Origin of the sequence: Nostoc sp. DedSLP04 (genome assembly GCF_034530775.1) — a bacterium.
Taxonomy (GTDB): Bacteria; Cyanobacteriota; Cyanobacteriia; order Cyanobacteriales; family Nostocaceae; genus Nostoc.
On the sequence record NZ_JAVRCL010000041.1, the window covers coordinates 30,013 to 55,138 of the forward strand.

Genomic DNA, 25,126 nt, shown 5'->3' on the forward strand with positions numbered 1-25,126 from the left:
TGATAAAAGTATACTCTTTTTTCAATATTATTTAAATTGGAGAAATATATTTTTTTCATGAAATTGCTTATCATTATTATGATTTTTTTGTAAAGTTTTAAGTAAAGTTTTTGTATAAAAAGAACTAGTGAATCTAGTAAAAATAGCATTCGAGCTACACTAGCTGCCTTGTTAAGATTTGTCAGCAGTGTTGAGAGTCTTGATGTTTGTTCTCCAACAAGTGCCATTTCGTGCTTAAAGAGATAGACAGAATAAAAGACAAAATATGACTAAGACAGCCTTAATTACCGGAATTACTGGTCAAGATGGCTACTATCTCAGCCATTTGCTCCTCAATCGAGGTTATCGAGTTGTCGGATTAGTGCCCCCAGATCGACAACCTAATTTGAAAAAACTGGGAATACTGGCAAATCAAGTAAAAATTTTTACAGTTGACTTGAGGGATAATACGGCACTGTTGACCGCAGTTGAACAACTGCGTCCCCAAGAGATTTACAATTTGGCGGCTCCCAGTTTTGTACCCGACTCCTGGAACGACCCATTGGGAACTTTGGATTTAATAACTGGTACAGCTACTAGGCTCTTGGAAGCAGTACGAAAAGTTGGTTTGTCTACCAGATTTTATCAAGCCAGCAGTTCAGAAATGTTTGGCGATGTATTCCTCTCGCCTCAAGATGAAGAAACCGCTTTTCGTCCCAAAAATCCTTATGCTGCGGCTAAAATGCACGCCCACTGGACGATGGTGCATCATAGACAGCGCTATGGACTATTTGCCTGTAGCGGAATTTTATATAATCACGAGTCTCCTCTACGCGCACCTGGGTTTGTCACACGCAAAGTTTCTTTAGGGGCTGCATCAATTAAATTGGGTTTAACTGACACCTTAGAAATGGGTAATCTGGATGCCAAACGTGATTGGGGCTTTGCAGGTGATTATGTAGAGGCCATGTGGCGAATGTTGCAAATTGATGAGCCAGAAGAATATGTGATTGGCACTGGTAAACTACACAGTGTGAGAGATTTAGTTGCCACAGCCTTTGAGTCAGTCGGCTTGAATTGGAAGCAGTATGTAGTTTTAAATACTAGCTTGTTACGACAAGATGAGCATTTTCAACTAGTAGCTAACCCCAGCAAGGCTAAAAAAAACCTCGGTTGGGAACCCCAAGTAAGCTTTGAGGAACTTTTAGAAAAAATGGTAAAAACAGATTTGGAGCGATTACAAAGCGGTGCAATCGCGCCCTTATCGCAAGTGTAAATAATCTAAATGCAAATCACTACAGTGACAAAAAACCTGAATTTAGGTAATAAAGTTAATAAACAAACTAACCATATCTTCGTGTTTTTAGAAATTTTTGCTCATGAAGGTGGTATTCAATCCTATATAAAAGATATTTTTCGCGCCTATTTGGCATTGGGTCAAGACTACAAAGCAGAAGTATTTTTGCTGCGAGATAGTGCTGATAGCTTAAATCCGTTTGAAGACGAAAACTTAAAATTTCATTACTTTAAAAATCAGTCTCCCTATTTGGGGAGATTGCAAATGGCAGCAGCTTTACTGAAATGTCTGTTGCAGAGCCGTCCGCAGCAGGTTTTCTGCGGTCACATTAACTTAGCAGTATTAATCCAAACACTTTGCCAGCCTTTGGGGATTCCTTACACCGTGCTAACTTACGGCAAAGAAGTCTGGGAACCGTTGAAAAATCAGGAACGTCGTGCCCTGATATCAGCAGAGAGAATTTGGACAATTAGTCGCTACAGCCGCGATCGCGCTTGTGTTGCCAATAGTCTAAACCCAAACATGGTACAGATGATGCCTTGTGCAATTGATGCGGATAAATTTACTCCTGGCTCCAAACAACCAGAATTAATCCAGAAGTATGGCTTAAGTGGCGCGAAAGTGTTAATGACAGTAGCGCGGTTATGGTCAGGAGATATTTACAAAGGTGTAGATGTCACCATTCGGGCATTACCACAAATCGCTGAAGTTTTCCCAGAAGTGAAATATTTGGTAATAGGTCGCGGCGATGACCAACCACGATTGGCGCAGCTAGCAAAAGATTTAGGTGTGAGCGATCGCGTTGTGTTTGCTGGTTTCGTTGCCACAGAAGAATTAATGGAACATTATCGCCTTGCTGACGCCTATATTATGCCTTCGCAAGAAGGCTTTGGCATAGTTTATCTAGAAGCAATGGCTTGTGGAGTGCCGGTGTTATCTGGTGACGATGATGGTTCCGCTGACCCCTTGCAAGATGGTAAACTGGGATGGCGAGTCCCACACCGCAATCCTGATGCTGTAGCAGCAGCTTGTATAGAAATGCTTCAAGGGAATGACCAGCGATGCGATCGAGAGTGGCTAAGAGAACAGGCGATCGCTCTGTTTGGCTTAAATGCCTTTCAACAGCACTTACACAAAATGCTGCTATCCTCAGTAATAAAGTCCATTTGAGTCCAAATGACAAATGACCAATGACTAAAATCGCTATCCTAGAAGGAGAGCAGGACGAAATTTATTAAAAATGAGCTTTAAGTCATTTCAATTGAATCTTTTAAATCTCCGCCCTTGGCTCACCCTGCTGGCAGTTGTTTGGTTGCTGGCATCAGTGGGCTTGGGTTGGTTAGTTAATTCATTGCTAATTATTTTCGGGTTGCTGTTGTTAACACCTATTGTGGCTTTTTTTGGCTTTCGTTGGTGGCTGCAACGCAACTTGGTTGCCGATCAATGTCCCGTTTGTGGATATGAATTTACAGGCTTAAATAACAGTCAGTTGCAATGTCCTAACTGTAAGGAATTACTGTTAGTGCAAAATAGTCATTTTCAGCGCTTCACACCAGAAGGCACAATTGATGTCACTGCTGTCGAAGTTCCCGCTAAATCACTGGAAGAATAGTCATTAGTCATTTGTCCTTTGCTAATGACTAATGACTATTTATTTTTTTGTGAGATTGAGAGGTTGTAAGTATACTGTTGCTGGGATAGTTCGCCCACATACAGCGAGTATTTTCCTGCCTGCCAATAACCAGAAAGTTCTGACTTACTTCCAGAGTAACTATCTGCTAATACACAAAAGCGCCCTCCAGGCCCGTCGATCAGGAGTGTTGGCTTTCCTTGACTCTCTACTGTTAATCGTAAATAAGGTAGTGACTCTGTAACTTGGATAACTTGACTAGGTTCAGTGGTAATATTGCCACAATTACTTTTGACAGCTCCCCCAGACTTTCCCTTCAAAACCACTGGATCTGGTTGGAAATTTCGACCAATTTGAATTGTCGGTGTCTGTGCCAAATTAGCCTCAGTGAAAGCCAAACTCATCGCCAAAGCTGTGGGAATAATTGCAAGTAGCCTCAGAGTCTTCATTTTAATTAATGCTCCAGATTTTTTTAGAGCAATATTGTTATACAGTCCGATCTATATAGACGAGAGCAATTCCTCTTGGTTCCAAAAGCTGCCGTATAAAGTAATACTAGTTAGTTCAGGATTATTTGTGAAGATTTGATAGGTGTATGTAGAGAGGTTGCATTGCAACGTCTCTACAATTGATGTCTGAAAGGTCTTGCATCCACAGACATTAGCTAAAATCACAAAGACAACCACCAAAAATAGAATTTGGTTAGTCTATTGTTGAATAAGTATGCTAATGAGTTAGGAAAAATTGATGAATCGTCAACCAGAAGAAGACTTACAGCGTCGTCTCAATCAGCTAGACGCAGAGATTAATTCCCCGCCTGGGGTGGTTTCACAAGAACAAAAACAAACGCCTCAGTCTGTTTTTGCCAGCTTCAACTTGCAACTGGAGCGATTTCAGATTTGGTTCAACAGCTTATCTGGTGTGAAAAAGCTGATAGTTTCGGGTGTGACGGTGCTAGTAGGCTTGGCGATACTGCAAGCAGTGTTTAAACTAGTTGCATCTGTAATCAGTCTGGCACTTTTGGCAGTGTTAGTGTATGTTGGATACAAAATTTTTGTGTCTGGTAGCTTTCAACGTAAGCAATAAGTTGATATGCATTTACTTTGCACTCTGCCCAAAGTTATGAAAGTCAGGAGCCGAAATAAAAACGGCTTCTGACTTACAGAGGATTTCCAGGAAGTTGAAGTACACAAGCTAAGTGTCAAAACTAGGTATAAAGCCTATTTGATTTCTGTTAGGGCAGCCCATTCAGACTCCAAAATTCTGCTGCATAACTCCTAAATCCTATTTCAATATGCTTTTCTTTTTGCTGACGAGCTTAGTCTATTTTAATTGTGCCGATCGCGGCGTAGAAATAATATCAAAGGAAATTATACGATGACCTCACCAATTGTCAGAAGAACTAGTAATCAATCTGGTCAGTCAAAAAAATCGGAAAGAGCCAATTCGCTACTGCTAGCAAGTAGGCGTTTTGCTGCTTGGGCGGCCGAAATCACACTAGTGGTGACTAGTGGGTTGATTCCCTTCGGCATTGGTGTCTATGCCAATTCTAGAAGCGATCTGAACCGAGTGCCGCTTAACCCCGTGCTGGTAGTCACAGAAAGAGCGATCGCCAGACCTTTAGCTCTACCTGTGAGCTATGGCATCCGTAACGTTGCATGGCCGACTAATATTTTGTGGACAATCGCCTTGTTAGCGCCTGTAACTCTCTCTTGGTGGCAATTGTATTTATTAGCTAAGACTGGTAGCACAATTCCTAAACGTTGGTTAAAAGTGCGGGTTGTCAACGAGCAAGGGAAGCCGCCCGGATTAGGGGCAGTTGCGATCAGAGAAGGAGTTGGACGTTGGACAGTACCCATTTCCATTGCCTATCTACTGTGGCGCTACAGCTTTGCTTTTCCCAATTTAGGATTATTCACATTTTTGTCTTTATTAATGATTGTGGGTGAAGGGATTGGCTTACCGTCACGTCAAGGGCGTCGCGCACTCCACGATCGACTCGCAGGTACTTATACAATCGATGCAATCTTAGCTAGCAACAGACAAGCTCAGTCTGCTGACGGTAATGAAGAAGCAGAATGGCAAGAGGGAGAAGAATTAGCGGCAGAGCGAACCAGCCAGTCACCTAATTTGTGGCGGCGAATACAGCAAAATCCCAATCTGACTTTGTTCGGGGTAGGGCTGACGAGTATGACTGCTGTGTTGGCAACTTTAATCGGCACTCAAGTTTATATCCAAATTCAACAATCCCAGCGAGCAACCAAGCAAATCAACAGCCAACAATTCCTCGAACTTGTCAAACAATTGACTCCCAACTCTGGGGCGACTAATGAGCAACGCCAAAGTGCAATTCTGGCTATGGGTGGTCTTAATGACCCACAATCGATTAAATTTCTGGCGGATTTATTAGTTAGCGAAACTGACCCCAGCCTTCTGGATACAATTCAACAAGCTTTGACAACTGTCGGGCCTCAAGCCATCCCAGAACTTAAAAATAAGAATCAGTTTTTGGTGAGCGAACTGGAATCTGTAGGTAGCACTGCAACCAAAGAGCGGGAATTACGCCAAGGTCGGTTACAAAGAAACCAACGAACAATCAACAAGATTCTCTCTGTTTATAGCGGTAAAAAACTCGACGGTGTTGACCTTAGTAGAACCCAATTAGGTCAAAGCGGTACTTCTGGAAGTTCCTTCTTCAACTTGGTACTGGACAATCTTGATTTATCAGGAGTTAGGTTTAAATCTGCAAATCTTAACCAAGCTAGCTTTAAGGGTAGCCGCTTCCGGGGTGTGGGTGAAGATGGACGCTGGGATACCTACGACGATGTAATGGCTGATTTAAGCCAAGCTCAGTTGCAGCAAGCTAATCTCACTGATGCTAACCTCAGTCGCGTCTTGATGAACCGCATCGATTTGAGTCGTGCCACTCTTAACAGAGCCAACTTATCCAACGCGCGTTTATATGATGCTAAACTCAACAGCACCCAACTAGTAGGAGCCGATCTGCGAAACGCAGTTTTAGAAAAAGCTAGCTTGACTGGGGCTGATTTAGGCGATGCCAAATTGAACGAAGCCAATCTGTATGCAGCGCGTTTAGGTCGCGCCACTGCGATCGGCACGCAATTATCTTTTGCCAACTTAATTAACACTGATTGGCAAGGGGCAGATTTATCAGGAGCTTATTTGGATCGTGCTAATCTCAGCAATGCTAACTTCAGCGCTACTCGTTTAACTGGTGCTGTTTTACGTTCTGCCCAAATGGAAAACGTTAACTTGCAAAATGCTGACCTGAGTCTTGCAGATTTACGAGGGGCAAATGTTGCTGGAGCAGATTTTAAAGGAGCAATTCTCGCTCCTAGCAAACAAGATCCAGCAGATCAATTTGTCCAAACCCCAGATTTAGGCTCAGTATCTGCCGTAGTCCAAGGGGTTGATTTTTCTCAAGCCAAAAATTTAGATGCCAAGCAATTAGCATACATTTGTACTCAAGGAGGGATTCATCCCCGTTGCCCGTAGAATGAGAGAGGGAGCAGGGGGCAGGGAGCAGGGGAGGATGAGGAGACAAGGAGACAAAGGTACAAGGAGATAAACAAAACTCCTAACTCTTAACTCTTAACTCAGCACTCCTAACGCCCCATGCCCAATGACTAATGACTAATTGGTGTGAGGAGTTGGTTATGAAATATATTCCATCTTTGGTTTCAGTTTTGGGGGCTGGTTTGGTCTTGAGTCTGGCGAGTACGAAACCAGCACAAGCTCAAGTAGCTTATGGCAGTTATATTGGTATCGGCCCCACTGTTGGTTTTACCGATGGTATCCAACTTGGGGGGGTGATAGCGGGGCGCTACAAGCTTTTGGAAGCACCAATTTCACTCCGCGCTCAAGTGTTAATTGGTAATAATACGGCTGTTGTACCAACGGTTTCTTACGATATCCCCCTCAACTGGCAAGCTGATGCCTACCTGGGTGCGGGATTAGTTTTAGCTGGTGGTGGTGATTCTTCTCCCGTGGGCGACAAAATAAGTTTTGCCTTACAACCGGGTATTGATTATATGATCCCAAATAGCAATACTGTCCTTTTTGGCAATGCCATTATTGCTTTTGATGCCTACCGAGATAGCAGTGGTACAGCTATCTCTGTACAAGGTGGTGTTGGTTTAAGATTTTAAGGGACACCCTATCCCTAAGAAGCGTTAAACTTCATTGCAAATTAACAAGTTAGTCCAAACAACGTGATAGTTTTTGGTCATGAAGAGAGACAGCACAGGATTAACACAGGAGAACACAGTGGCAATGGAATCAAATTTATTAACGGATGCGGGCGCAGATGAAATGAATCAAGATTTCAGTGAATATGTTGCTAACCTGCAACTTCACATGACTCTGCAAGCTCGTAATCTTGTTCCAACCCTGAAGCAAACACTAGTAGATAGTCGCCACCAATTACTCCATCAAACCCAAGCCAACTTTGAAAAGCTAGTTTCTCGGCAAGGGTTATAAAATATATACAAATTTTAATCAAAATTCAAATAAAATAAGGGCAGATGTTGTTGGGTCAATGCCAATGGTGTTCTCACAAGGTCTGCTTTTTCTGCTTTTTAAGTATTAAGTTACTAAAATCACCCTTTTGGCACAATAGTAGAGAGCAGAAACTAGTTAAGATTATTGCAGCAGTTCCTTCCTTTGAAGAGCAGTTAGTTAAGGCTAAATGGCGGCTCGAATAAAAATGACTTCATTACTTCCCAGAAACCTCAGCGTTATTATCCGACCAGTCCAATATCGGGATCTGGACGGAATTGAGCGCATAACTCAAGAGTCATTCGCAGCCCTTACTCCGAAGGGAGCAGGTTTTGCCATCAGCCAGATGCAAAGGCTGCGTCGCTGGTATGGATTACTCAAATTTTTAAGTTGGTTTCCTAACCCGCTACAGTATCGCCTTTGTGCTTTTGTCGCAGAGCAAGGGCGGATACTTTTAGGAATGATTCAAGTGTCACCCTTTAACCGCACACGTAGCACTTGGCGGATCGATCGAGTGTTGCTAGAGCGTGGTGTCGATAAACAAGGAATTGGTTCGCAACTTTTGCGTCATTGCTTTGAATCGATTCTGGAAGCTCGGACTTGGTTACTGGAAGTTAATATCAATGACATAGAGGCGCTGGCATTATATCGACAAAATGGATTCCAGCGTCTAGCAGAAATGACGTACTGGGAAATTGGGCCAGAATTACTGGCTGAATTGGCACAAGCAGAGCCAGACTTGCCCAACCTCTTGCCTATAAGTAATGCTGATGCCCAGTTGCTATATCAACTAGATACGGCATCGATGCCACCTCTGGTACGTCAGGTTTTTGACCGCAATACCCGCGACTTTAAAACCAGTTTGTTTGGCGCTTTAACTGATGCAGTAAAGCAATGGCTGACTAAAACAGAAGTAGTCAGTGGTTACGTATTTGAACCGCAACGCAAAGCTGCGATCGGCTATTTTCAGGTGCAACTCGATCGCAAGGGTGAAGTTCCCCATGCTGCAACGCTGACAGTTCATCCTGCTTACACCTGGCTTTATCCAGAATTACTATCTCAACTGGCTCGTATTGCCCAAGATTTTCCCCAGCAAGGGTTACAACTAGCCTCTTCAGACTATCAGGCAGAGCGAGAAGAATATTTGGAGCGAATTGGAGCAAAACGCATAGAACATACATTAGTGATGTCTCGCTCTGTGTGGCACAAGCTACGAGAGTCGAAATTCGTCTCCTTAGAAGGAATCCAATGGACTGATATGCTGCAAGGTTTACAACCAACTCGTAAACCTATACCAGGTGGGATGTCATGGATACAACCAGGGAAGCTGCCATCCTCAGATAAACCACTGCCAATCAAGCCAGAACCGATTAACTTTCCGGTAAAAAATCCTAGCATAGAAACATCGCCGATTACTGAATCAGCAGATGGACAGCAGGAGAAGTAGTGTGATATTCCAAGAGCAACCAAAACCGTTTATTTCCGCCTTGGGACTAGATTTTGGTCGCAAGCGGATTGGTGTGGCTGGATGCGATCGCACGGGTTTAATTGCCACGGGTATCACTACAATTGAGCGCACATCTTTTGAGCAAGATGTCGAGCAAATCCGACAAATCGTTAATGAACGTGAGGTGCAAGTTCTAGTTATGGGCTTACCTTATTCAATGGATGGCTCACTAGGATTTCAGGCTCGTCAAGTTCAGAAATTTACTAAAAGACTTGCTAAAGCACTAAACTTGCCTGTGGAATATATGGATGAGCGATTAACTTCATTTCAAGCAGAGCAACTGCTGATAGCTGAAAACCGCTCTCCATCACGCAATAAAGGTTTGATTGACCGCAAGGCAGCGGCTTTGATTTTGCAACAATGGCTGGATGTTAAACGTGCTAACTCTCCTAGCTCAGTTGCGGCTATTGAATATTGATACCTTTTAACATGATATTCTAAAAACGATTAGCCAGCAGTTGTATCTACGTATAAAGCTATTTGTTTGACATAATATGTCATTAACTATAGTTAAGCGATTTTCAAACTTGCTGGTATTTATTAAATTTCTACATTTCGGCTATGTATTCCTCTCCATTTCCTGAAGAAAATGATAACGCTCATGCGGGTTCCATCACTTTAACCGATGATAAAGGGCGATCGCTCGACTGTTATATAGAGCATTCCCTAGAGGTAGATGGACAAGAATACGTTTTGCTCCTTCCTGTAGACTCACCTGTAGAAATTTTTTCTTGGGAAGGTGACGGTGAGGAAGAAGAAGCGGTTCTGGTAGAAGATGACACCATCATTGAGCAAATTTTTGCTAACGCCCAAGCTGTACTATCTGAGCAGAACTTGGTACTGAAGAATACAGCTTATGCTTTGACTGTTGCAGGTGATTTACCGCCAGTGGAAGAATCAGAACTCTTCACCCTAGAAATCGAAGACGAAGAGGCCGATTTAGAGCCTGAGCAATTACAGCTACTCGCTAGCTTTTATGAGGAAGATCAGGAGTATGCAATTTATACACCCCTAGACCCTCTGTTGTTTTTTGCACGGATAACAAAAACAGGCGAGCCGGAATTACTTTCTCCAGAGGAGTTTCGGAAAGTGCAACCTCTGTTAGAAGAACATCTTTTTAATGAAGTTGAATAAGATTAAAAATTCAAAATGTAATATTTTCATTTTGAATTTTTTAATTGGTAATTTTTCATTGAAATCACAATTTACTTAAATCTTTTAGTATGTCCCACTAAATGTTAGAAGCAATGAAACATTGACACTAAATTGGGAAAATTAGTATTGTTTAAGATCCTCAAAAAAGCATTTTGGTAGGGATTTTTTAATTCCATTATCTAAAATACCAAATTAGTATAAGGTGCTGAAAATGGCTTATAGCGATTTTACATTAAGTAAATTTAAAAAGTCATTCAGCATCCGCATTGATGAAGAAACTGATTTATGTGCTGACATAGAACCTTTACAAGCAAGTGAGAAACTCAAAAATTCTTTAGAAGAAACTACAGAACTGGCTTTAGCAATTAATACTGAAAAAGCTCGTTCAGAAATGATTATCACTCCAATATTGTTGGAGATAAGACGCAGAGCGAGTTATCCAATTAGCTTATTTTCGGGAACAGATTTTAATGTAGATGCAGAAAAAGGTCTGAATGGATACTGTGGCTTTATCATCAGTCGTTCTAAAGAGCAGCTAACAATTAATGTGCCAGTGGTGGTTATTATTGAAGCCAAAAACGAAAATATTAAAGGTGGATTAGGTCAATGTGCAGCCGCAATGTTGGCAGCCCAATTGTTTAATCAACAAGAAGGAAATGAAATCAGAAAAATTTATGGTGCGGTAACAACAGGCGATATTTGGAAGTTTTTGAAGTTAGAAGAAAACGATATATTTATTGATTTGAGTAATTATTACATCAAAGAAATAGATAAGATTTTAGGGATTTTATCTCAAAATGTTCAGGGAGAGATTCCAGGATGGAGTTCGACTAACTAAACTATATTGGGTTATGCTCATTTGTCTTAGCTATCTACATTTGACTGTTGACTATGTTCTGGAACAATCTTTTACAGCCTGATTTGATTTTAGAGGGTTCAGTGTTAAACCTAACACCAGATATTATCCAAAAATACGGGCTTAAAGGGCTGGTATTGGATGTAGATGAAACTTTAGTACCCTTTACAGTCGGGATAGCTTCCCCAGAACTACAAGAGTGGGTGGAGCAAATCCGTACCTGTACTGCACTGTGCTTGGTGAGTAACAACCTGAGTGAAGCGCGAATTGGTGGAATTGCGCGATCGCTCAATTTACCTTACTACTTAGGTGCAGCCAAGCCTTCCCGACGCAAAATTAGAGCCGCACTGAGGGGAATGGATCTACCAGTGCATCAAGTGGGAATGGTAGGCGATCGCTTGTTTACCGATGTTTTAGCAGGTAATCGTCTGGGAATGTTTACCATTTTAGTGGAACCGATTGTTCATGCCGACGCAGCTCTGCGTTCTCATCCCGTCCGCAACTTTGAAGTTTGGATATCTGAAATTTTGGGAGCCTCTATTACACCCAAGAAAAAGAAGATTCACAAAAGTTGAAAAATCGTCAGGAAAGTAAATCTAAAGAAATAATTAAGGAATCTTACTGGAACCAAAAAATCGGGGATCATAAGTATTAATAACATGGGGTCAGCCAAAAAAGACCCTAACTCATACTAAGTAAATATACTTCCGTAAAGCGTCAACCTTCACTATAGAGGGATTGGCGCTTTACAAATTGAGTTAGGAGTTAGAAGTTATGAGTTATGAATTAAATTCAACTCCTAACTCCTAACTCCTAACTCCTCACTTTTTAGATGCCACTAACAATTGTTGTCAAAATCGGTACTTCCAGCCTAACTCAACCAGAAACGGGACAATTAGCACTTTCTACCATCGCTACATTGGCGGAAACACTCTGCGATTTAAAACGCCAAGGACATCGGGTGATTTTGGTTTCTTCTGGCGCTGTCGGCGTGGGTTGTGCGCGGTTGGGTTTAACTGAACGTCCTAAGGCGATCGCACTCAAACAAGCTGTAGCAGCAGTTGGACAAGGTAGGTTAATTCGGGTATACGATGATTTATTTAATACTTTACAACAGCCGATCGCTCAAGTATTACTGACTCGCAGTGACTTGGTGCAGCGCAGCCGCTATCTCAACGCCTACAATACTTTTCAGGAACTATTAGGACTGGGAGCGATCCCGATAGTCAATGAAAATGATACCGTAGCAATAGACGAACTAAAATTTGGTGATAATGACACCCTTTCGGCATTGGTTGCCAGCTTAGTAGAAGCAGATTGGCTATTTTTGCTCACCGATGTCGATCGGTTGTACTCAGCCGATCCCCGTTCTGTGCCAGATGCGCGGCCGATCGCTTTAGTGAGTAGCATTAAGGAATTAACTCAATTACAAATACAAACAGGTTCCCAAGGTTCTCGGTGGGGTACTGGTGGGATGGTGACAAAAATTTCGGCTGCAAGAATTGCGATCGCAGCGGGAGTGCGTACCGTAATTACCCAAGGGCGATTTCCCCGGAATATCGAAAAAATTATCCAAGGCGAATTGATTGGGACGCATTTTGAACCGCAACCGGAACCAACTTCGGCGCGTAAACGTTGGATAGCTTACGGACTTGTACCTGCGGGGAAATTGTATTTAGATGAAGGTGCGATCGCGGCAATTTCTCTAGCAGGAAAATCGTTATTAGCAGCTGGAATTAAGTTAGTAGAAGGAGAGTTTGACACGCAAGATGCGGTGCAATTGTGTGACACGAACGGTAACGAAATTGCCAGAGGACTTGTAAATTACAACAGCAATGAACTGCAAAAGATTTGTGGGCGTCATTCACGAGAAATTTCTACAATTTTAGGATATGCCGGTGCAGAAACCGTGATTCATCGGGATAATTTGGTTTTGACTTAAAATGGGAATTAGATAAATTTTGTAACTACTAACTGAGAGAGTAAAAATATTATGACTCAAACGTTAGAAAATGCTGTTAACTTACCAGAAGAACAACGCTTCTTTCGACATGGGTTAAGTTGGGAACAGTTTAAAGCAATTCAAGCTAGCTTTGAAAATTTACCAGGGGTGCGCTTATTTTATTGTGATGGAGTCTTAGAAATAGTGACTATTGGTAAACCTCATGAGGCGATTAAGTGTTTAATTGCTGCACTGGTGATTACTTATTTTGAAGTCAAAGGCATTGAATTTTTTCCTAATGGTAGTTTTAGTCAGATTATTCCTGAGATAGTAGAATATCAAGCAGATTTGTCTTATTGCTTTGGAACGGACAAACCTGTACCAGACTTGTGCATTGAAGTAGTGATTACTAGCGGTAGTCCCATAAAGTTGCAGAAGTACAAATTAATGCAAGTCCCGGAAGTTTGGTTTTGGGAAGATGGCACAATTGAAGTTTACTACTTACGAGAGCAAGAATATGAGAAAGTTGTTAAAAGTAAGTTTTTAGCAGAATTAGATTTATCCTTGCTCAATCGTTGTCTTTTGTTATCGTCTCCCTTGGAAGCTATTAGAGAGTTTCGTCAAGGCATTCAACAGTAATAGCAGGTTTAAATGAGAGAAAATATTTTATATAGCTCAGAATGTTAATTTTTACATTAGACTCATAATTATTAAGTTTAATGGTGTGACAACAAAGAAGGCAGTTGGTGCATAGAATAAAAAACACGCGCTCCAGATGCCTCAAGTAGATTAGCTTCACTTTGCTCGGTGTAACCTAAAACTCTCATTCCGGCGGCAACACCCGCACGTACACCCAAAACGCTATCTTCTACAACAGTGCAAGATGCAGCTTGAATTCCCATCTTTTTAGCCGCATATAAGAACAAGTCAGGTGCTGGTTTCCAGCTTTCAATTTGATATGAGCTAAAGATACGTCCTTCAAATCGAGGCAGTAGGTTAGTTACACGCAAAGCTAACTTAATTTTTTCCGGTGGGCCACTGGAAGCAACGCAAATAGGTAGATTAATCTTGTCTAAAGCTGCTTTTATTCCTTCTACAGGACGTAGTTCACGCTCGAATGTCTCAGCAGTACGGGTACGAAGCTGAGTTACAAAATCTTGCGGCAGCTTTTTTCCAAGTCTATGCTCAATTACAGCAACACAATCAGCCATTTTGCAACCCTTAAATAACAAAATAGCTTCTTCAAGTTTCATTGCAAGTCCAAATTCAGCGACAAATTTCACAAGAACACGATTACCTAATCCTTCGCTGTCTACCAACACTCCATCACAATCAAAAATAACTAATTCTGTTTGCATTTCGCTCCACGTCTCGCCCATTTACAAATTCGGGATTGTCATAGAAGCGATCGCCACTCCGCCCCATAAAGGCGCATCATCCCCCAGCACCGCCGGCACAATTTCAAAATCCACTTCCGGCAAAGCCGTCTCCCGCGCCACCTGACGCACCACCCGCCAAAAATCCTCCCCCGCCTTTGTCACACCGCCTCCCAACACAAAGCGCTGCGGATTCATCAAGTTCGCCACATTGCCAATACCCACACCCAACGCCCAAGCAGCCTTGTGTAAAACTTCCTTCGCCAAATCATCACCAGCCGCTGCCGCCTCACTTACCAACTGTCCCGTCAACAACGTTAAATTATCCCCCACCAAACCCCTCAAAATCTCTCCATCTCTAAGTCCTTTGCGCCTCTGCGGTTCTTTTTCCAAAATTTCCTTAGCATTTTGCGCCATATAAGGCCCCGAAGCCAAACGTTCGACACATCCCCGCTTCCCACACAAACAAACTGGCCCAGCCGGATCGACAACGATATGTCCAATTTCGCCAGCCATCCCACCAGCACCCCGCCAAGGCTGGCCATTGAGTATCCAACCGCCACCCACCCCAGTGCTAACCGTAATGTAAAATAGGCTATCGTATCCTTGACCAGCGCCAAAGCGGTGTTCGCCCAAAGCAGCAATATTGGCATCATTATCTACACCAACAGGAACGCCAAACTCTTCTTCCAACAAGGCTTTGAGAGGAATATTTTCCCATCCAGCCACATGATGAGATAGTCGCACCATCCCTATGGAAGCATCAACCGGGCCGCCAAAGCTAATACCGATCGCAGCAGGTTTTGTGTCTTGCAGCAGAGAGTAAATGAGCGATCGCATAATTTCCAAGTCAGTGCTAGCATCTGCACCTACTGGCGAGAGACAACGTTCATAACGCAACCACTTTCTCGAACCGATATTGACTGTTGCTGCTGCCAGCTTAGTTCCGCCAAAATCGAGAGCTAAAATTAATGTCATAGTTTTTTATACCTATAAGTAGTTTCTTTCTCAAGAAAGATGTTTGCAAGCAAAATAAATTCAACACTAAAGAAAATGGCATACTAATTTAGTAAATTATGACTTCCGATCAACCCGATCCAATTATCGATTTCTCTCAGGCCAAAGAACCTCCTAGCTCTCTTGATGTTAATACTCAAGAGGCAGATCCCATTGAACCAGAAGAAGTTAGCGGACAGAGTAAGCAAAATCCCACTCCTGATGATTTGAATCGCGAAGATGAAGATCCCAGAATCGGGGGTAGTCAAATAATCAGTGGGAATATTTCAGCTGGATAAATAGTTACTCATTTCTTTGTGAGTTGAGTACTCCATCAATAAACTGTTGTAATCGTTCATAATGTGAACCTTTCCAATAAATGCGATCGCAGTCTTGGCAACGCTGGAATTGATCGATCTGCGATCGCACCTTTTCTGGCAATTGTTCAATAATGGATTGCTTATCTACAGACTCTAATAATCCATTGCAACGCAAACACCGTTTAAATGGTGCAATTAATTTAAATAAGTCGAAGCGTTGCAGTACTTCTATGATTTGTTGTTGAGGGTTAGTATTTCTAACATAATACCCATGCGTTACCAGACTACGCATTAATAGTCCTTTATCACGAGTCAAGAGAATGCGCCCTTGACTGGAGGATATTTCGGCTAATTTCTCATCCTCGTAGTCATTGCGGTACAAAGTATCAAAGCCTAAAAGTCGTAGAGATGTAGCAAGCTTGCCTAAATGAATATCTACAACAAAACAAATAGTACTGAGCGGTTCTGGCAAAACAGAAATACTTGGTATAATAACATTCCTAGCTGAAATTGGATAAACATTGATAATGTCTCCATCAGAAACTATGTAAGAAAAATTTACATATTCACCATTAACATTTATAGAATCCACCTCTGGATGAGGGACACCCAACGACTCAATCATGTCTTTAATAGAGGCTTTTTCCTCAAACACATGAGAGATTCTCACCTGTTTGTGATGCCGTGGTAAAAAATGATTCAATTCTGCATGAAAGTAGAAATATGCGATCGCCATAGCCACAGATATTCGGATTACCCTACTGGCAACAATTTGTCACAATTGCAAAACTTTATCTATTGTATTGAAAGAATCAATACTTCCTCAAGTGAGCTATCTCCACTATAAAATGCCCATTTCCCTTGATTTAGTCAACCTTCTAGAGGCAGCAAACGATCGTGGAATTATAAAGATTCTCAAATACTTGCATTTATTATTGAGTTCAGTTACAGTCAAAGCAGATGCATATAATCAAACCCTGACATACGCTTCAGGAAGTTAGATTAGATAAAAGGGTAAATAACAGGTTTGTTAATGTTGATGTCAGTAACGCGGCTAGTGATTAGTCATTAAGTTTTAACATTAACTTGTAACGCATGAAGTATAGGGCACTAAAGCATTTACCCCTAGTTTCAGTGTTTTTATTTTTCTAATCTAATTGAGAATTATTTGCAATATTCTGGAATGGATAGATATATTAAAAGTAGATAGTAGGAATAACTTTAATAATCTATATCTAGCTATTCCACATCTATCTTTAGAAATACATTTTTCAGAAAACACAAAGAATTATATTTTTATATGTAAAAACAGGATTTGTAACTAGCTATGAAAATAATTTCACCAAAACTTTAGAAAAATATCTTACTACTAGCAATATTTTTGATTGTAGTATTAGCTACATTGATATTATCAGCAAGTTAATCCTTGGTAATTCTCCAAGTAGCTTTTTGCCTATGTACAAGGTTTAATATATTTGATTTTACCAAAGAAAGTAAGTTCAGAAAAGCCGAGTTTCAGCAAGTGAAAAATTATAAAATACCAAATAACAATAAAACTAGATACAAAATTAACGCCAGTCATACGGAAAAATATCTCTTGACACTGTTTATCTTTATTGTGGAGAATTTATTAACTGGGAAGACCTCAATTGATAATGATGTTATAAAGTGGCTACCTAGTTTTAACTCGGAAATGAATATTGTTCTTTTTTATCTCCTTGAATCAAGGATATTGTATCTAAGAACACAATTGTATTTTGTAATACCTTTTGTCCAAAAAATATGCTAATGAGTACAACGAGATGAACACTTTTTTTTGTTCTGATGATTCGCGGCAAGTAGGAGAAGATGTTATTGGTAGTGCCACCAATTATCAAACTTATATTTTAGTTGAGTGTCCTTTACCTTGGACATCAGAAGCCTTTAACTCCAAGTGGGTGCCTCAGAATTTGAGGATTTTGGTAGAAGAAGTGAAGCGTGCAAAACTGCCAATTAGATTTCTTCTAATTGCTAATGATTTATCACACAAGGTAAATCACACTACGCTTTTGATTTATCAAAAAGAAGAGGGGCTAAGTAATGGATACCATAAACAGGAGTTTCAGCTAGCAAATATTGAGCAAGTAGCAGGAGTTGTCCAAAAATGGATATGGGGTATCGATTCTAATTTGGAAGTAGAAACTAGTACAACTAGAGATATTTTAGTTTGTACTCACGGCAGCCATGATAAGTGTTGTGCGAGATATGGCGCTCCTTTTTACTTCCAAATAACAGCGAGTAAAGCTGATTTGTGCTTAGATAATGTGCGAATTTGGAAATCATCGCACTTTGGTGGACATCGGTTTGCACCAACAGTTATAGACTTGCCAGAAGGAAGATACTACGGTCGTCTCGATCGAGATTCATTTAGATCGATTTTGACTCGTACTGGTGATATTCAATGCTTACATCAAGTCTATCGAGGCTGGGGAATTTTGCCTGCTGCACTTCAGGTTTTGGAAAGAGAGTTAATTCTCTATAAAGGATGGGATTGGTTTAATTACAAAGTTGCAGGCAAAATTTTAGAGCAAAGTTTAGACAATAATACTATCTTAGCTGAAATTAGTTTTGAACAACCTTGTGGTTCTCTCTATACTTATCAGGCTAAACTTGTAAAAGATGAAACGAAGACTCAACAACTGAAAAGCTCATGCAATGCGACACGAGAGTCAGTAGTTACTAAATATGCTGTTGGTAGTTTTTGGATTACCTCTAGTAAGGTAATGAGTTATAGTACGCAGAAGTAAAGAGAGAGTTTTTAAACGCAGAGGAACGCTAAGAGAAGCGCAGAGTAACGCAGAGTATTACTAAATTTAGTTTGCTACAAATTAATTCGCTATACAAATTCGTAATAAAATCTTTGCGTCTTTCTGCGTTTAAATTTCAAATCAAGATGAAGCCATATTTAAGACTTTTCGTAACAGTATTTGGTCTTCTAATTTGGCTTTTAAACGGCCATTTTCGATATCTCGAATCCAGCTTTGGCTTTTACCTGTAAGTTTTGCCAATTCTCTTTGGGAAAGATTTAAATTTTTTCGCGCCTGCAAAATCTGTTCGCCTAGCAAATCGTTTGTAGCTTTGGGCTTCTTTTTGGCTTTAGCAGTTCTTGTTTTCTTTTTTTCCGATTCTGAGATTTGCTGTTCCCATTCTGGCGGCAGTTCAAAAGCCAAAATCCGCGCATTCATTAGCAGATTCCATTTACCACGGGGGCCTGTGTCTGTGAGGCGAGTTTCAGCACCACCGTCATTAGTCCAAAATTCTAATGCTTCATCTGGATCTTCGGGAAGATCGATTAATTTCGCCCACAAAGGTTGAATTTCTGGTGGGTAAGTAACTGGATCGAAAAGTGGTTTCATTCCATAGTGATTGAGAATTTCCAAATCGCTTTCAAAGGTTCGCAGCAGACGTTTGCGTTCTTCTCGTTGTCTGGATGCAAGGGCGACTTTTTCCTCACCGTAAGCAATACGCAGCAAGGTAGGAATGGTGATGCGTTGTTCCTTGCCCATTTTGGTTTTAAACAGCAACCACAGCATTAGTCGAACTGCGCCTTCATGTTGCTGCCAAATACTCATGACTGTGGTTAGCAGCGTTTTAGGGAGACTGCCGTATTGATAGAATGCAGTTCGCTCTTTACACGCTTGTTTGTTTAAGAAATATTGCGCCCATAAACCTGCTTTGACTTTAAAAGTTAGTCCAATCAGATATTTGCATCCGAGATTGTCTTCTTGGAAGTGGTGCTGAATATCTACTAAGTGCCATAGGCGGCTACCTGTAATAGAAAATCCGTTAATTCGGCCTTGTTGCGGCCAGTCAATGGAGATCGTCAGGGAGCAAGCTTGCTGGACAAGATTTTTCATTAAAGCTAGCTTGGCTGCTTTACTTAAGTCTTTGCGCTTCTCCATCCCCAAATATTTCTCGATTTGTCGCTCATCGATCGCAAATTCTTGCTCCCAAGGTTGATCTAAGGCTGTAGCATAAGCTGCAAAAATCAGATGTATGCAAGCGGCTCTGATGTCAAGCCCCTCAATTGCTGCTATGTCTGTGGCCTTGTCGTTCACTTTCAAGGGATCTTGGATATGAAAAGCGATCGCACCTCGGCCTTGATTGACTTGTCGGCTATAACTGATGTACCCTTCTTCATCGGTTTCCCAATGTAGGGATGTGCGCTGCGCTAATACATTACAAGCTTCCCAAATTGCGATCGCTGAAGCAAATGGATTATTCTTGCCGTTAGAAAACAAATCTAAACTGGTAGAATCTCTCGGTTCAACTTTGCATCTCCCCTTTTTCGCCTGCCAAGGAATGGGAGACTTAGTTGGACAAGCTATTACACATTGTGGTTCTGAATAAAAGCCCTCACAATTATTACAAAGACCAGGATCGACCCAATATTCATTGTCCTCTATTCTGATTGCACCCGTAGGACATTGGGGGCGGCAGTTGTCACATCCAACGCAACTGTTGTTAGGAATTGTATAAGGCATTTGGCTCTTTTCCCACTCTAATCGTTGAGATGTCTGTCTCAGGTCTCCCCTGGATGAGTCCTGTCTATTCATGACTCGCTAGCACATAATCTTTCTAGCGAGAATAATTTTTCTCGCCCATTCACTCCCCACATCCATATTTTGACTTTGCATCCAATCGGAAGCTATTTAAGGCTTTTAAACCGAGCCGGACAAAACTTATTTATTAACTATACATTTCATGAAAAAAATGATGAATTTGTTCGTACAGAGCTTAGAAAGATATCTTAATATTCATTTAATTAGGTATTGAATGAACATTTGAGCTTTAACCATAAATTGTTTTGAGAACATATTTAAGCCTGATACAATTGGACTTTATCTGATTTATTAATAATTTTAATATTTAAGACACGCTCGGTTTCTGCCATAAAAATCACAGTTACTTTATAAATTGATTATGTTTGCTTCATAAATTCATTATATTGATTTAAATGTAAAACCAATATTTATTTTGTCATCATTTATATAAATAGTTGAATCAGAACAACTTGCAAATTGTTGCTTTGCAAAATACATATTGCATATATCAAAATGTAATTAATGAACATTTACTTTTGTATATATGCATACTGTTTATCTACATTTCTTTGTCTAAAGCTAAAAGTAGTTGAAAAATAATATCATCACTTTTATCGATATCCTTGCGTTTAGATCGGGCTTTAGCGACGAGGGTAGGTTTTAAACCTGTAATTTATGCGTTTCTTTTTTCTATACTTTGCATGGGAATAGCTGATTAGCGGCTGCTGCCTCCAGTCAGATATTGAGTCAGAGACTCAATGAATGCTTTCCCATGCGGAGCATAGGAACGAGGTAAACTTAAGCATTCATAATGATTATTGGCAATAATTTGCATTTATTTTTGATTTAAAAAATGATTTTTAATTGTGTTCAAAGTTATCGATTTATTATCAAGCAAAAGTGAGTTTTGAATACAAAAAATAAAAATATTAGGATAATATGATGATTAATGCACAAACAGATTGATAGGCAAAATTGCCAAGGGATTATTAATGACACAACTAACAGGTTTGACGTTTGGCGGTAAAGCTTGGACACCAAAATTCGCTCAAGAAATTGACAAAGATAAATGTATCAGCTGCGGCAGATGTGTTAAAGTCTGCGGGTACAATGTGCTAGGTTTGAAGGCACTCAATGAAGAAGGTGAATTTGTAGACGACGAAGACGATGACGAAATTGAACGGAAAGTAATGGCAGTTACTTCTCCAGAAAACTGTATTGGTTGTGAAGCGTGTTCGCGGATTTGCCCGAAAAATTGCTACACCCATGTTGCAGTAAATAATTAGAATTTTTAGAGTTAGTCCAAATTGTTGTTAATTCAAGGAGGCACTGTTTGTAAAAAGCGCAAATGCGCTAGGCAAGGTAACTTGAGGGGAATACTAAGTATTTACTGCAACTAATAAATAGTTCCCAGTAAACAAATCCGTAAATTGCAAAATGTCAGTTATTAACAAATTTAAACTTGCTGCTAATATAGCCTAATCAATATTAGGTCAACAGTGCCCTCTTGGAACAACGAGCTTTTTTGAAAGCAGGGGGCTAACTTTTTCATAGGAGTTGAAATATAGTTTGTATTTTTTTGGGGGAAAGATATGGAAAAAATCTGGAAGTTTCCCCCATTTTTAATGGCTGCACGTTAGAAAGTTAATAAGTGAAAAGGGAAAAGGGAATTGGGACTGGGGAATAGGGACTAGGAAGACAAAGAATAGTTTTTCTAATACCTAATACCTAATCCCCAATCCCCAGTACCCAATACCCAGTACCAATAAAAGACTGTTTACACAGGTAGCATGTATGCAACAAGTTCCTGTTTCATTATGGACTCTGGTTGCTGGGATAGTAGTTACAGCAATCAGCATTTTGATCGGTCACAACCACACTCTCATGCCGGTGCAGGCATCGCTACAAGCGCCTTTGGTAGACGGTTTTTTCAACGTCATGCTTACCATTGCGATCGCACTCTTCTTGGTGGTAGAAGGAACAATTGTAGTTTTTTTGGTTAAGTTTCGTCACCGTCGCGGTGATGATACCGATGGTTTGCCAATAGAAGGCAACGTTCCCTTAGAAATCTTTTGGACAGCAATTCCCACAGTGATTGTCCTCGGTTTGGGCATTTACAGTGTAGATGTTTTTAACCGAATGGGCGGCTTTGAGCCTGCTGGTCATCCTCATTCAGCAGCTCATGTTGCTCATATACCGGGGAGTGCTTTGGCAGCTACATTAAGCGATACTGAAGCAACAACTGCCCCAGCAATTGCCCCAACAATCGGTATTGGCGCGTCTCCTCAAACTCTAAACAAACCAGCCGATTTAGTTGTTGATGTCAAAGGCATACAATACGCTTGGTTATTTAATTACCCTGATAGTGGCATTACCTCTGGGGAATTGCACATACCCGTCGGTGCTGATGTCCAACTCAACCTTTCAGCACAAGATGTAATTCATTCATTTTGGGTGCCAAACTTCCGCCTGAAGCAAGATGCACTTCCCGGTATCCCTACCGAACTGCGATTTGTCGCCACCAAACCAGGTACATATCCCGTAGTTTGTGCTGAATTGTGCGGTGGTTATCACGGTTCAATGCGGACACAGGTAATTGTCCACACACCGGAAGAATATAATAACTGGCGGACAGAAAACCAGATTGCTCAACAACAAAACTTAAATCAAGTTGTTGCTGTTAATCCAGCCAACTTATCAACATCAGAGTTTCTCGCGCCCCACACCCATGATATGGGAATCAGTGCAGCAACTCTAGAGTCAGTAGTCATGAGTCATTAGTCATTGGTCATTGGTCATTGGTCATTAGTCATTAGTTATTGGTAACTGACAAATGACAACAGACAAATGACAAAGGACAAAAAGACAAAAGACAAATGACAAATGACAAAGGACAAAGGACAAAAATATATGACACAGGTAGAATTTCCACGAAATACTCCACCAGAAGGAAAGAAACCGGAAATGGTGGCTGGCCACGCTTCCCATCCGAAGGCGTGGAAATGGCAAGACTATTTTACATTTAATGTTGACCACAAGGTTATTGGTATTCAATACCTGGTGACAGCGTTTGTCTTCTATCTCATCGGCGGACTGATGGCTGTTGCTCTCCGTGTCGAATTAGCAACACCAGATGCAGACGTACTCGACCCCAATTTGTATAACGCTTTCATGACCAATCACGGGACGATCATGATCTTCCTGTGGATTGTTCCTAGCGCCATTGGGGGATTTGGTAACTATTTAGTGCCGTTGATGGTTGGTGCTAGGGATATGGCGTTTCCGAAACTGAACGCGATCGCCTTTTGGTTAAATCCCCCAGCAGGTGCGCTCATTTTAGGTAGTTTCATTTTTGGCGGTTCCCAATCTGGTTGGACAGCTTACCCACCTTTGAGCTTAGTGACAGCACCAATCGCTCAAACTATGTGGATACTTGCGATCGTTTTGGTGGGAACTTCCTCAATTTTGGGTTCGCTGAACTTTGTAATCACCATTTTGATGATGAAGGTTCCTAGCATGAAATGGGATCAAGTGCCCCTATTTTGCTGGGCAATCTTAGCAACCTCTCTGCTGGCACTTCTCTCCACACCTGTATTAGCAGCCGGTTTAGTTCTGCTGTTGTTTGACCTCAACTTTGGCACCTCCTTCTTTAAACCAGATGCAGGCGGTAACGTTGTAATTTATCAACACTTGTTCTGGTTTTATTCTCACCCGGCAGTATATCTAATGATTCTGCCCATCTTCGGCATCATGTCGGAAGTAATTCCAGTTCACGCCCGCAAGCCAATCTTTGGTTATAAAGCGATCGCTTATTCTAGTGTAGCCATCTGCGTTGTCGGTTTGTTCGTCTGGGTACACCATATGTTTACCAGTGGCACACCCGGTTGGATGCGGATGTTTTTTACCATCTCTACTCTTATAGTTGCAGTTCCCACTGGCGTGAAGATTTTTGCCTGGGTTGCTACCCTTTGGGGTGGTAAAATCCGCTTCACAGGTGCGATGCTTTTCGCCATTGGTTTGTTGTCCATGTTTGTCATGGGCGGCTTAAGCGGTGTGACGATGGGAACAGCCCCCTTTGATGTTCACGTCCACGACACATATTATGTTGTTGGACATTTCCATTACGTTCTGTTTGGCGGTTCCGTGTTTGGCATTTACGCCGGTATTTATCACTGGTTCCCCAAAATGACCGGACGAATGTTGAATGAAAACTTGGCACGCATTCACTTTGCCCTTACCTTCATCGGCACGAATCTCACCTTTTTACCCATGCACGAATTGGGTTTAAAAGGAATGCCGCGAAGAGTGGCAATGTATGACCCCCAATTTATCGACCTCAACCAAATTTGTACCTTTGGTTCATTTGTTTTGGCGATATCGGTAATTCCTTTCGCCATCAACATGATTTACAGTTGGTTGAAAGGGCCTTTGGCTAGTGATAATCCTTGGCAAGCTTTGACTTTAGAATGGACAACTAGCTCACCACCTGCAATTGAAAACTGGGAAGTGTTGCCGGTTGTAACTCATGGCCCTTATGACTACGGTCAGGAGCATAGAACTGAATTACAGTCATCAGCGACGCCGGAAGCTAGTGCTTAGGTAGTAGAGTGAGTAATGCGATCGCACTCAAAGTCACTAAAACCTCTAGTCATTAGATTTGAAAACTCAAAACTCCAAGCTTGGAACCCAAAACTTCAAGCTTGGAACACGAACGCCCGAATCAATAAGGGACTTCCAACTAAAATAAATATCCTATCTTGGTGTAGGCAGGGGGGCAGGGGGCAAGGGGAGAAAGAAAAATACGATCTGAGTAAATTGGATAATTTATTTTCTGGAAGTCCTTAAACGAACGCCCGAATTCAATAAACGGACACCCGAATTCAATAAACGGACGCCCGAATTCAATAAACGAACGCCCGAATTCAATAAACAGACGCCCGAATTCAACAAATGGACGCCCGAATTCA

The 25,126-nt window shown here is 41.3% G+C and carries 25 protein-coding genes; 19 read left to right on the forward strand and 6 right to left on the reverse strand.

The genetic code is table 11. The annotated features are described in order from the left end of the window. The first annotated feature begins 265 nt into the window (after positions 1–265). The 3 genes from RMX89_RS22135 to RMX89_RS22145 all read left to right on the forward strand — a co-directional run bounded on the left by RMX89_RS22135 (position 266) and on the right by RMX89_RS22145 (position 2,888). Entirely contained in the window at positions 266–1,255 is a 990-nt protein-coding gene (locus RMX89_RS22135) for a GDP-mannose 4,6-dehydratase (protein WP_322690458.1), read from the forward strand. A gap of 9 nt (positions 1,256–1,264) precedes the next feature. Beyond that, on the forward strand, positions 1,265–2,446 hold the full coding sequence (locus RMX89_RS22140) for a glycosyltransferase family 4 protein (RefSeq protein ID WP_322690459.1): 1,182 nt from the start codon (positions 1,265–1,267) through the stop codon (positions 2,444–2,446). A 70-nt stretch (positions 2,447–2,516) separates the two neighbouring features. After that, positions 2,517–2,888, forward strand: a complete 372-nt coding sequence (locus RMX89_RS22145) for a hypothetical protein (RefSeq protein WP_322675435.1) — start codon at positions 2,517–2,519, stop codon at positions 2,886–2,888. A gap of 35 nt (positions 2,889–2,923) precedes the next feature. Here RMX89_RS22145 and RMX89_RS22150 read toward each other — a convergent pair whose 3' ends face one another. Further along, complete coding sequence (locus RMX89_RS22150) at positions 2,924–3,355, reverse strand: hypothetical protein (RefSeq protein WP_322690460.1); 432 nt, start codon at positions 3,353–3,355, stop codon at positions 2,924–2,926. Between the two features lie 298 nt (positions 3,356–3,653). Here RMX89_RS22150 and RMX89_RS22155 point away from each other — a divergent pair, with 298 nt between their 5' ends. From RMX89_RS22155 to RMX89_RS22205, 11 genes are all read left to right on the forward strand, one after another. Then, positions 3,654–3,992, forward strand: a complete 339-nt coding sequence (locus RMX89_RS22155) for a hypothetical protein (protein ID WP_322690461.1) — start codon at positions 3,654–3,656, stop codon at positions 3,990–3,992. Between the two features lie 291 nt (positions 3,993–4,283). Next, complete coding sequence (locus RMX89_RS22160; RefSeq protein WP_322690462.1) at positions 4,284–6,422, forward strand: pentapeptide repeat-containing protein; 2,139 nt, start codon at positions 4,284–4,286, stop codon at positions 6,420–6,422. A 161-nt stretch (positions 6,423–6,583) separates the two neighbouring features. Further along, the gene (locus RMX89_RS22165) at positions 6,584–7,075 is read left to right on the forward strand and encodes a hypothetical protein (RefSeq protein ID WP_322682820.1); all 492 of its coding nucleotides are present in this window, start codon (positions 6,584–6,586) and stop codon (positions 7,073–7,075) included. Between the two features lie 124 nt (positions 7,076–7,199). Further along, positions 7,200–7,406, forward strand: a complete 207-nt coding sequence (locus tag RMX89_RS22170) for a hypothetical protein (RefSeq protein WP_322690484.1) — start codon at positions 7,200–7,202, stop codon at positions 7,404–7,406. Positions 7,407–7,614: 208 nt separating this feature from the next. Continuing rightward, positions 7,615–8,871 carry a GNAT family N-acetyltransferase gene (locus RMX89_RS22175; RefSeq protein ID WP_322675430.1) on the forward strand — a complete coding sequence of 419 codons (1,257 nt, stop codon included), beginning with the start codon at positions 7,615–7,617 and terminating at the stop codon, positions 8,869–8,871. Beyond that, positions 8,852–9,349 carry a Holliday junction resolvase RuvX gene (gene ruvX / locus RMX89_RS22180; protein WP_322682819.1) on the forward strand — a complete coding sequence of 166 codons (498 nt, stop codon included), beginning with the start codon at positions 8,852–8,854 and terminating at the stop codon, positions 9,347–9,349. Before RMX89_RS22175 ends, ruvX begins: the two co-directional genes overlap by 20 nt. A 143-nt stretch (positions 9,350–9,492) precedes the next feature. After that, positions 9,493–10,065: a DUF3727 domain-containing protein gene (locus tag RMX89_RS22185; RefSeq protein ID WP_322675428.1), complete on the forward strand. Its 573-nt coding sequence runs from the start codon at positions 9,493–9,495 to the stop codon at positions 10,063–10,065. 232 nt (positions 10,066–10,297) lie between these two features. Further along, on the forward strand, positions 10,298–10,924 hold the full coding sequence (locus RMX89_RS22190; RefSeq protein WP_322690463.1) for a hypothetical protein: 627 nt from the start codon (positions 10,298–10,300) through the stop codon (positions 10,922–10,924). 53 nt (positions 10,925–10,977) lie between these two features. Next, positions 10,978–11,517, forward strand: a complete 540-nt coding sequence (locus RMX89_RS22195) for a YqeG family HAD IIIA-type phosphatase (RefSeq protein WP_322675426.1) — start codon at positions 10,978–10,980, stop codon at positions 11,515–11,517. Positions 11,518–11,774: 257 nt separating this feature from the next. Next, positions 11,775–12,884: a glutamate 5-kinase gene (gene proB / locus RMX89_RS22200; protein WP_322682813.1), complete on the forward strand. Its 1,110-nt coding sequence runs from the start codon at positions 11,775–11,777 to the stop codon at positions 12,882–12,884. 51 nt (positions 12,885–12,935) lie between these two features. After that, positions 12,936–13,523: a Uma2 family endonuclease gene (locus RMX89_RS22205; protein ID WP_322690464.1), complete on the forward strand. Its 588-nt coding sequence runs from the start codon at positions 12,936–12,938 to the stop codon at positions 13,521–13,523. Positions 13,524–13,600: 77 nt separating this feature from the next. Here RMX89_RS22205 and RMX89_RS22210 read toward each other — a convergent pair whose 3' ends face one another. Then, positions 13,601–14,263: an HAD family hydrolase gene (locus RMX89_RS22210; RefSeq protein WP_322690465.1), complete on the reverse strand. Its 663-nt coding sequence runs from the start codon at positions 14,261–14,263 to the stop codon at positions 13,601–13,603. Then, the gene (locus RMX89_RS22215; RefSeq protein WP_322690466.1) at positions 14,264–15,238 is read right to left on the reverse strand and encodes an ROK family protein; all 975 of its coding nucleotides are present in this window, start codon (positions 15,236–15,238) and stop codon (positions 14,264–14,266) included. It lies immediately after the preceding gene. A 98-nt stretch (positions 15,239–15,336) separates the two neighbouring features. Here RMX89_RS22215 and RMX89_RS22220 point away from each other — a divergent pair, with 98 nt between their 5' ends. Further along, positions 15,337–15,555, forward strand: coding sequence for a hypothetical protein (locus RMX89_RS22220; RefSeq protein WP_322690467.1), 219 nt, complete (start codon positions 15,337–15,339; stop codon positions 15,553–15,555). Positions 15,556–15,559: 4 nt separating this feature from the next. Here RMX89_RS22220 and RMX89_RS22225 read toward each other — a convergent pair whose 3' ends face one another. Continuing rightward, positions 15,560–16,312, reverse strand: coding sequence for a Mut7-C RNAse domain-containing protein (locus RMX89_RS22225; protein ID WP_322690485.1), 753 nt, complete (start codon positions 16,310–16,312; stop codon positions 15,560–15,562). Between the two features lie 1,066 nt (positions 16,313–17,378). On the opposite strand from RMX89_RS22225, the gene RMX89_RS22230 reads away from it, so the two are divergent. Beyond that, on the forward strand, positions 17,379–18,362 hold the full coding sequence (locus tag RMX89_RS22230; RefSeq protein WP_322690468.1) for a sucrase ferredoxin: 984 nt from the start codon (positions 17,379–17,381) through the stop codon (positions 18,360–18,362). A gap of 141 nt (positions 18,363–18,503) precedes the next feature. Here the strand turns inward: RMX89_RS22230 and RMX89_RS22235 are convergent, their stop codons facing one another. Next, positions 18,504–20,099 (reverse strand): helix-turn-helix domain-containing protein, encoded by a 1,596-nt coding sequence (locus RMX89_RS22235; protein ID WP_322690469.1) that lies wholly within the window; start codon positions 20,097–20,099, stop codon positions 18,504–18,506. A 1,052-nt stretch (positions 20,100–21,151) separates the two neighbouring features. On the opposite strand from RMX89_RS22235, the gene fdxB reads away from it, so the two are divergent. The 3 genes from fdxB to ctaD all read left to right on the forward strand — a co-directional run bounded on the left by fdxB (position 21,152) and on the right by ctaD (position 24,758). Then, positions 21,152–21,445, forward strand: a complete 294-nt coding sequence (gene fdxB, locus RMX89_RS22240) for a ferredoxin III, nif-specific (protein WP_322690470.1) — start codon at positions 21,152–21,154, stop codon at positions 21,443–21,445. Positions 21,446–21,953: 508 nt separating this feature from the next. Then, on the forward strand, positions 21,954–22,940 hold the full coding sequence (locus RMX89_RS22245; protein WP_322674033.1) for a cytochrome c oxidase subunit II: 987 nt from the start codon (positions 21,954–21,956) through the stop codon (positions 22,938–22,940). A 129-nt stretch (positions 22,941–23,069) separates the two neighbouring features. Next, on the forward strand, positions 23,070–24,758 hold the full coding sequence (ctaD, locus tag RMX89_RS22250) for a cytochrome c oxidase subunit I (protein WP_322682850.1): 1,689 nt from the start codon (positions 23,070–23,072) through the stop codon (positions 24,756–24,758). A gap of 139 nt (positions 24,759–24,897) precedes the next feature. On the opposite strand, the gene RMX89_RS22255 is transcribed toward ctaD, so the two are convergent. Then, positions 24,898–25,126 (reverse strand): hypothetical protein (locus RMX89_RS22255; protein ID WP_416211998.1); only part of this gene is annotated, 229 nt, incomplete at its 5' end.

Coding starts and splice junctions, on each gene's coding strand:
- RMX89_RS22135 (WP_322690458.1), top strand. CDS start 266: ATGACTAAGACAGCCTTAATTACCGGAATTACTGGTCAAGATGGCTAC.
- RMX89_RS22140 (WP_322690459.1), top strand. CDS start 1,265: ATGCAAATCACTACAGTGACAAAAAACCTGAATTTAGGTAATAAAGTT.
- RMX89_RS22145 (WP_322675435.1), top strand. CDS start 2,517: ATGAGCTTTAAGTCATTTCAATTGAATCTTTTAAATCTCCGCCCTTGG.
- RMX89_RS22150 (WP_322690460.1), bottom strand. CDS start 3,355: ATGAAGACTCTGAGGCTACTTGCAATTATTCCCACAGCTTTGGCGATG.
- RMX89_RS22155 (WP_322690461.1), top strand. CDS start 3,654: ATGAATCGTCAACCAGAAGAAGACTTACAGCGTCGTCTCAATCAGCTA.
- RMX89_RS22160 (WP_322690462.1), top strand. CDS start 4,284: ATGACCTCACCAATTGTCAGAAGAACTAGTAATCAATCTGGTCAGTCA.
- RMX89_RS22165 (WP_322682820.1), top strand. CDS start 6,584: ATGAAATATATTCCATCTTTGGTTTCAGTTTTGGGGGCTGGTTTGGTC.
- RMX89_RS22170 (WP_322690484.1), top strand. CDS start 7,200: ATGGAATCAAATTTATTAACGGATGCGGGCGCAGATGAAATGAATCAA.
- RMX89_RS22175 (WP_322675430.1), top strand. CDS start 7,615: ATGGCGGCTCGAATAAAAATGACTTCATTACTTCCCAGAAACCTCAGC.
- ruvX (WP_322682819.1), top strand. CDS start 8,852: ATGGACAGCAGGAGAAGTAGTGTGATATTCCAAGAGCAACCAAAACCG.
- RMX89_RS22185 (WP_322675428.1), top strand. CDS start 9,493: ATGTATTCCTCTCCATTTCCTGAAGAAAATGATAACGCTCATGCGGGT.
- RMX89_RS22190 (WP_322690463.1), top strand. CDS start 10,298: ATGGCTTATAGCGATTTTACATTAAGTAAATTTAAAAAGTCATTCAGC.
- RMX89_RS22195 (WP_322675426.1), top strand. CDS start 10,978: ATGTTCTGGAACAATCTTTTACAGCCTGATTTGATTTTAGAGGGTTCA.
- proB (WP_322682813.1), top strand. CDS start 11,775: ATGCCACTAACAATTGTTGTCAAAATCGGTACTTCCAGCCTAACTCAA.
- RMX89_RS22205 (WP_322690464.1), top strand. CDS start 12,936: ATGACTCAAACGTTAGAAAATGCTGTTAACTTACCAGAAGAACAACGC.
- RMX89_RS22210 (WP_322690465.1), bottom strand. CDS start 14,263: ATGGGCGAGACGTGGAGCGAAATGCAAACAGAATTAGTTATTTTTGAT.
- RMX89_RS22215 (WP_322690466.1), bottom strand. CDS start 15,238: ATGACATTAATTTTAGCTCTCGATTTTGGCGGAACTAAGCTGGCAGCA.
- RMX89_RS22220 (WP_322690467.1), top strand. CDS start 15,337: ATGACTTCCGATCAACCCGATCCAATTATCGATTTCTCTCAGGCCAAA.
- RMX89_RS22225 (WP_322690485.1), bottom strand. CDS start 16,312: ATGGCGATCGCATATTTCTACTTTCATGCAGAATTGAATCATTTTTTA.
- RMX89_RS22230 (WP_322690468.1), top strand. CDS start 17,379: ATGAACACTTTTTTTTGTTCTGATGATTCGCGGCAAGTAGGAGAAGAT.
- RMX89_RS22235 (WP_322690469.1), bottom strand. CDS start 20,099: ATGCCTTATACAATTCCTAACAACAGTTGCGTTGGATGTGACAACTGC.
- fdxB (WP_322690470.1), top strand. CDS start 21,152: ATGACACAACTAACAGGTTTGACGTTTGGCGGTAAAGCTTGGACACCA.
- RMX89_RS22245 (WP_322674033.1), top strand. CDS start 21,954: ATGCAACAAGTTCCTGTTTCATTATGGACTCTGGTTGCTGGGATAGTA.
- ctaD (WP_322682850.1), top strand. CDS start 23,070: ATGACACAGGTAGAATTTCCACGAAATACTCCACCAGAAGGAAAGAAA.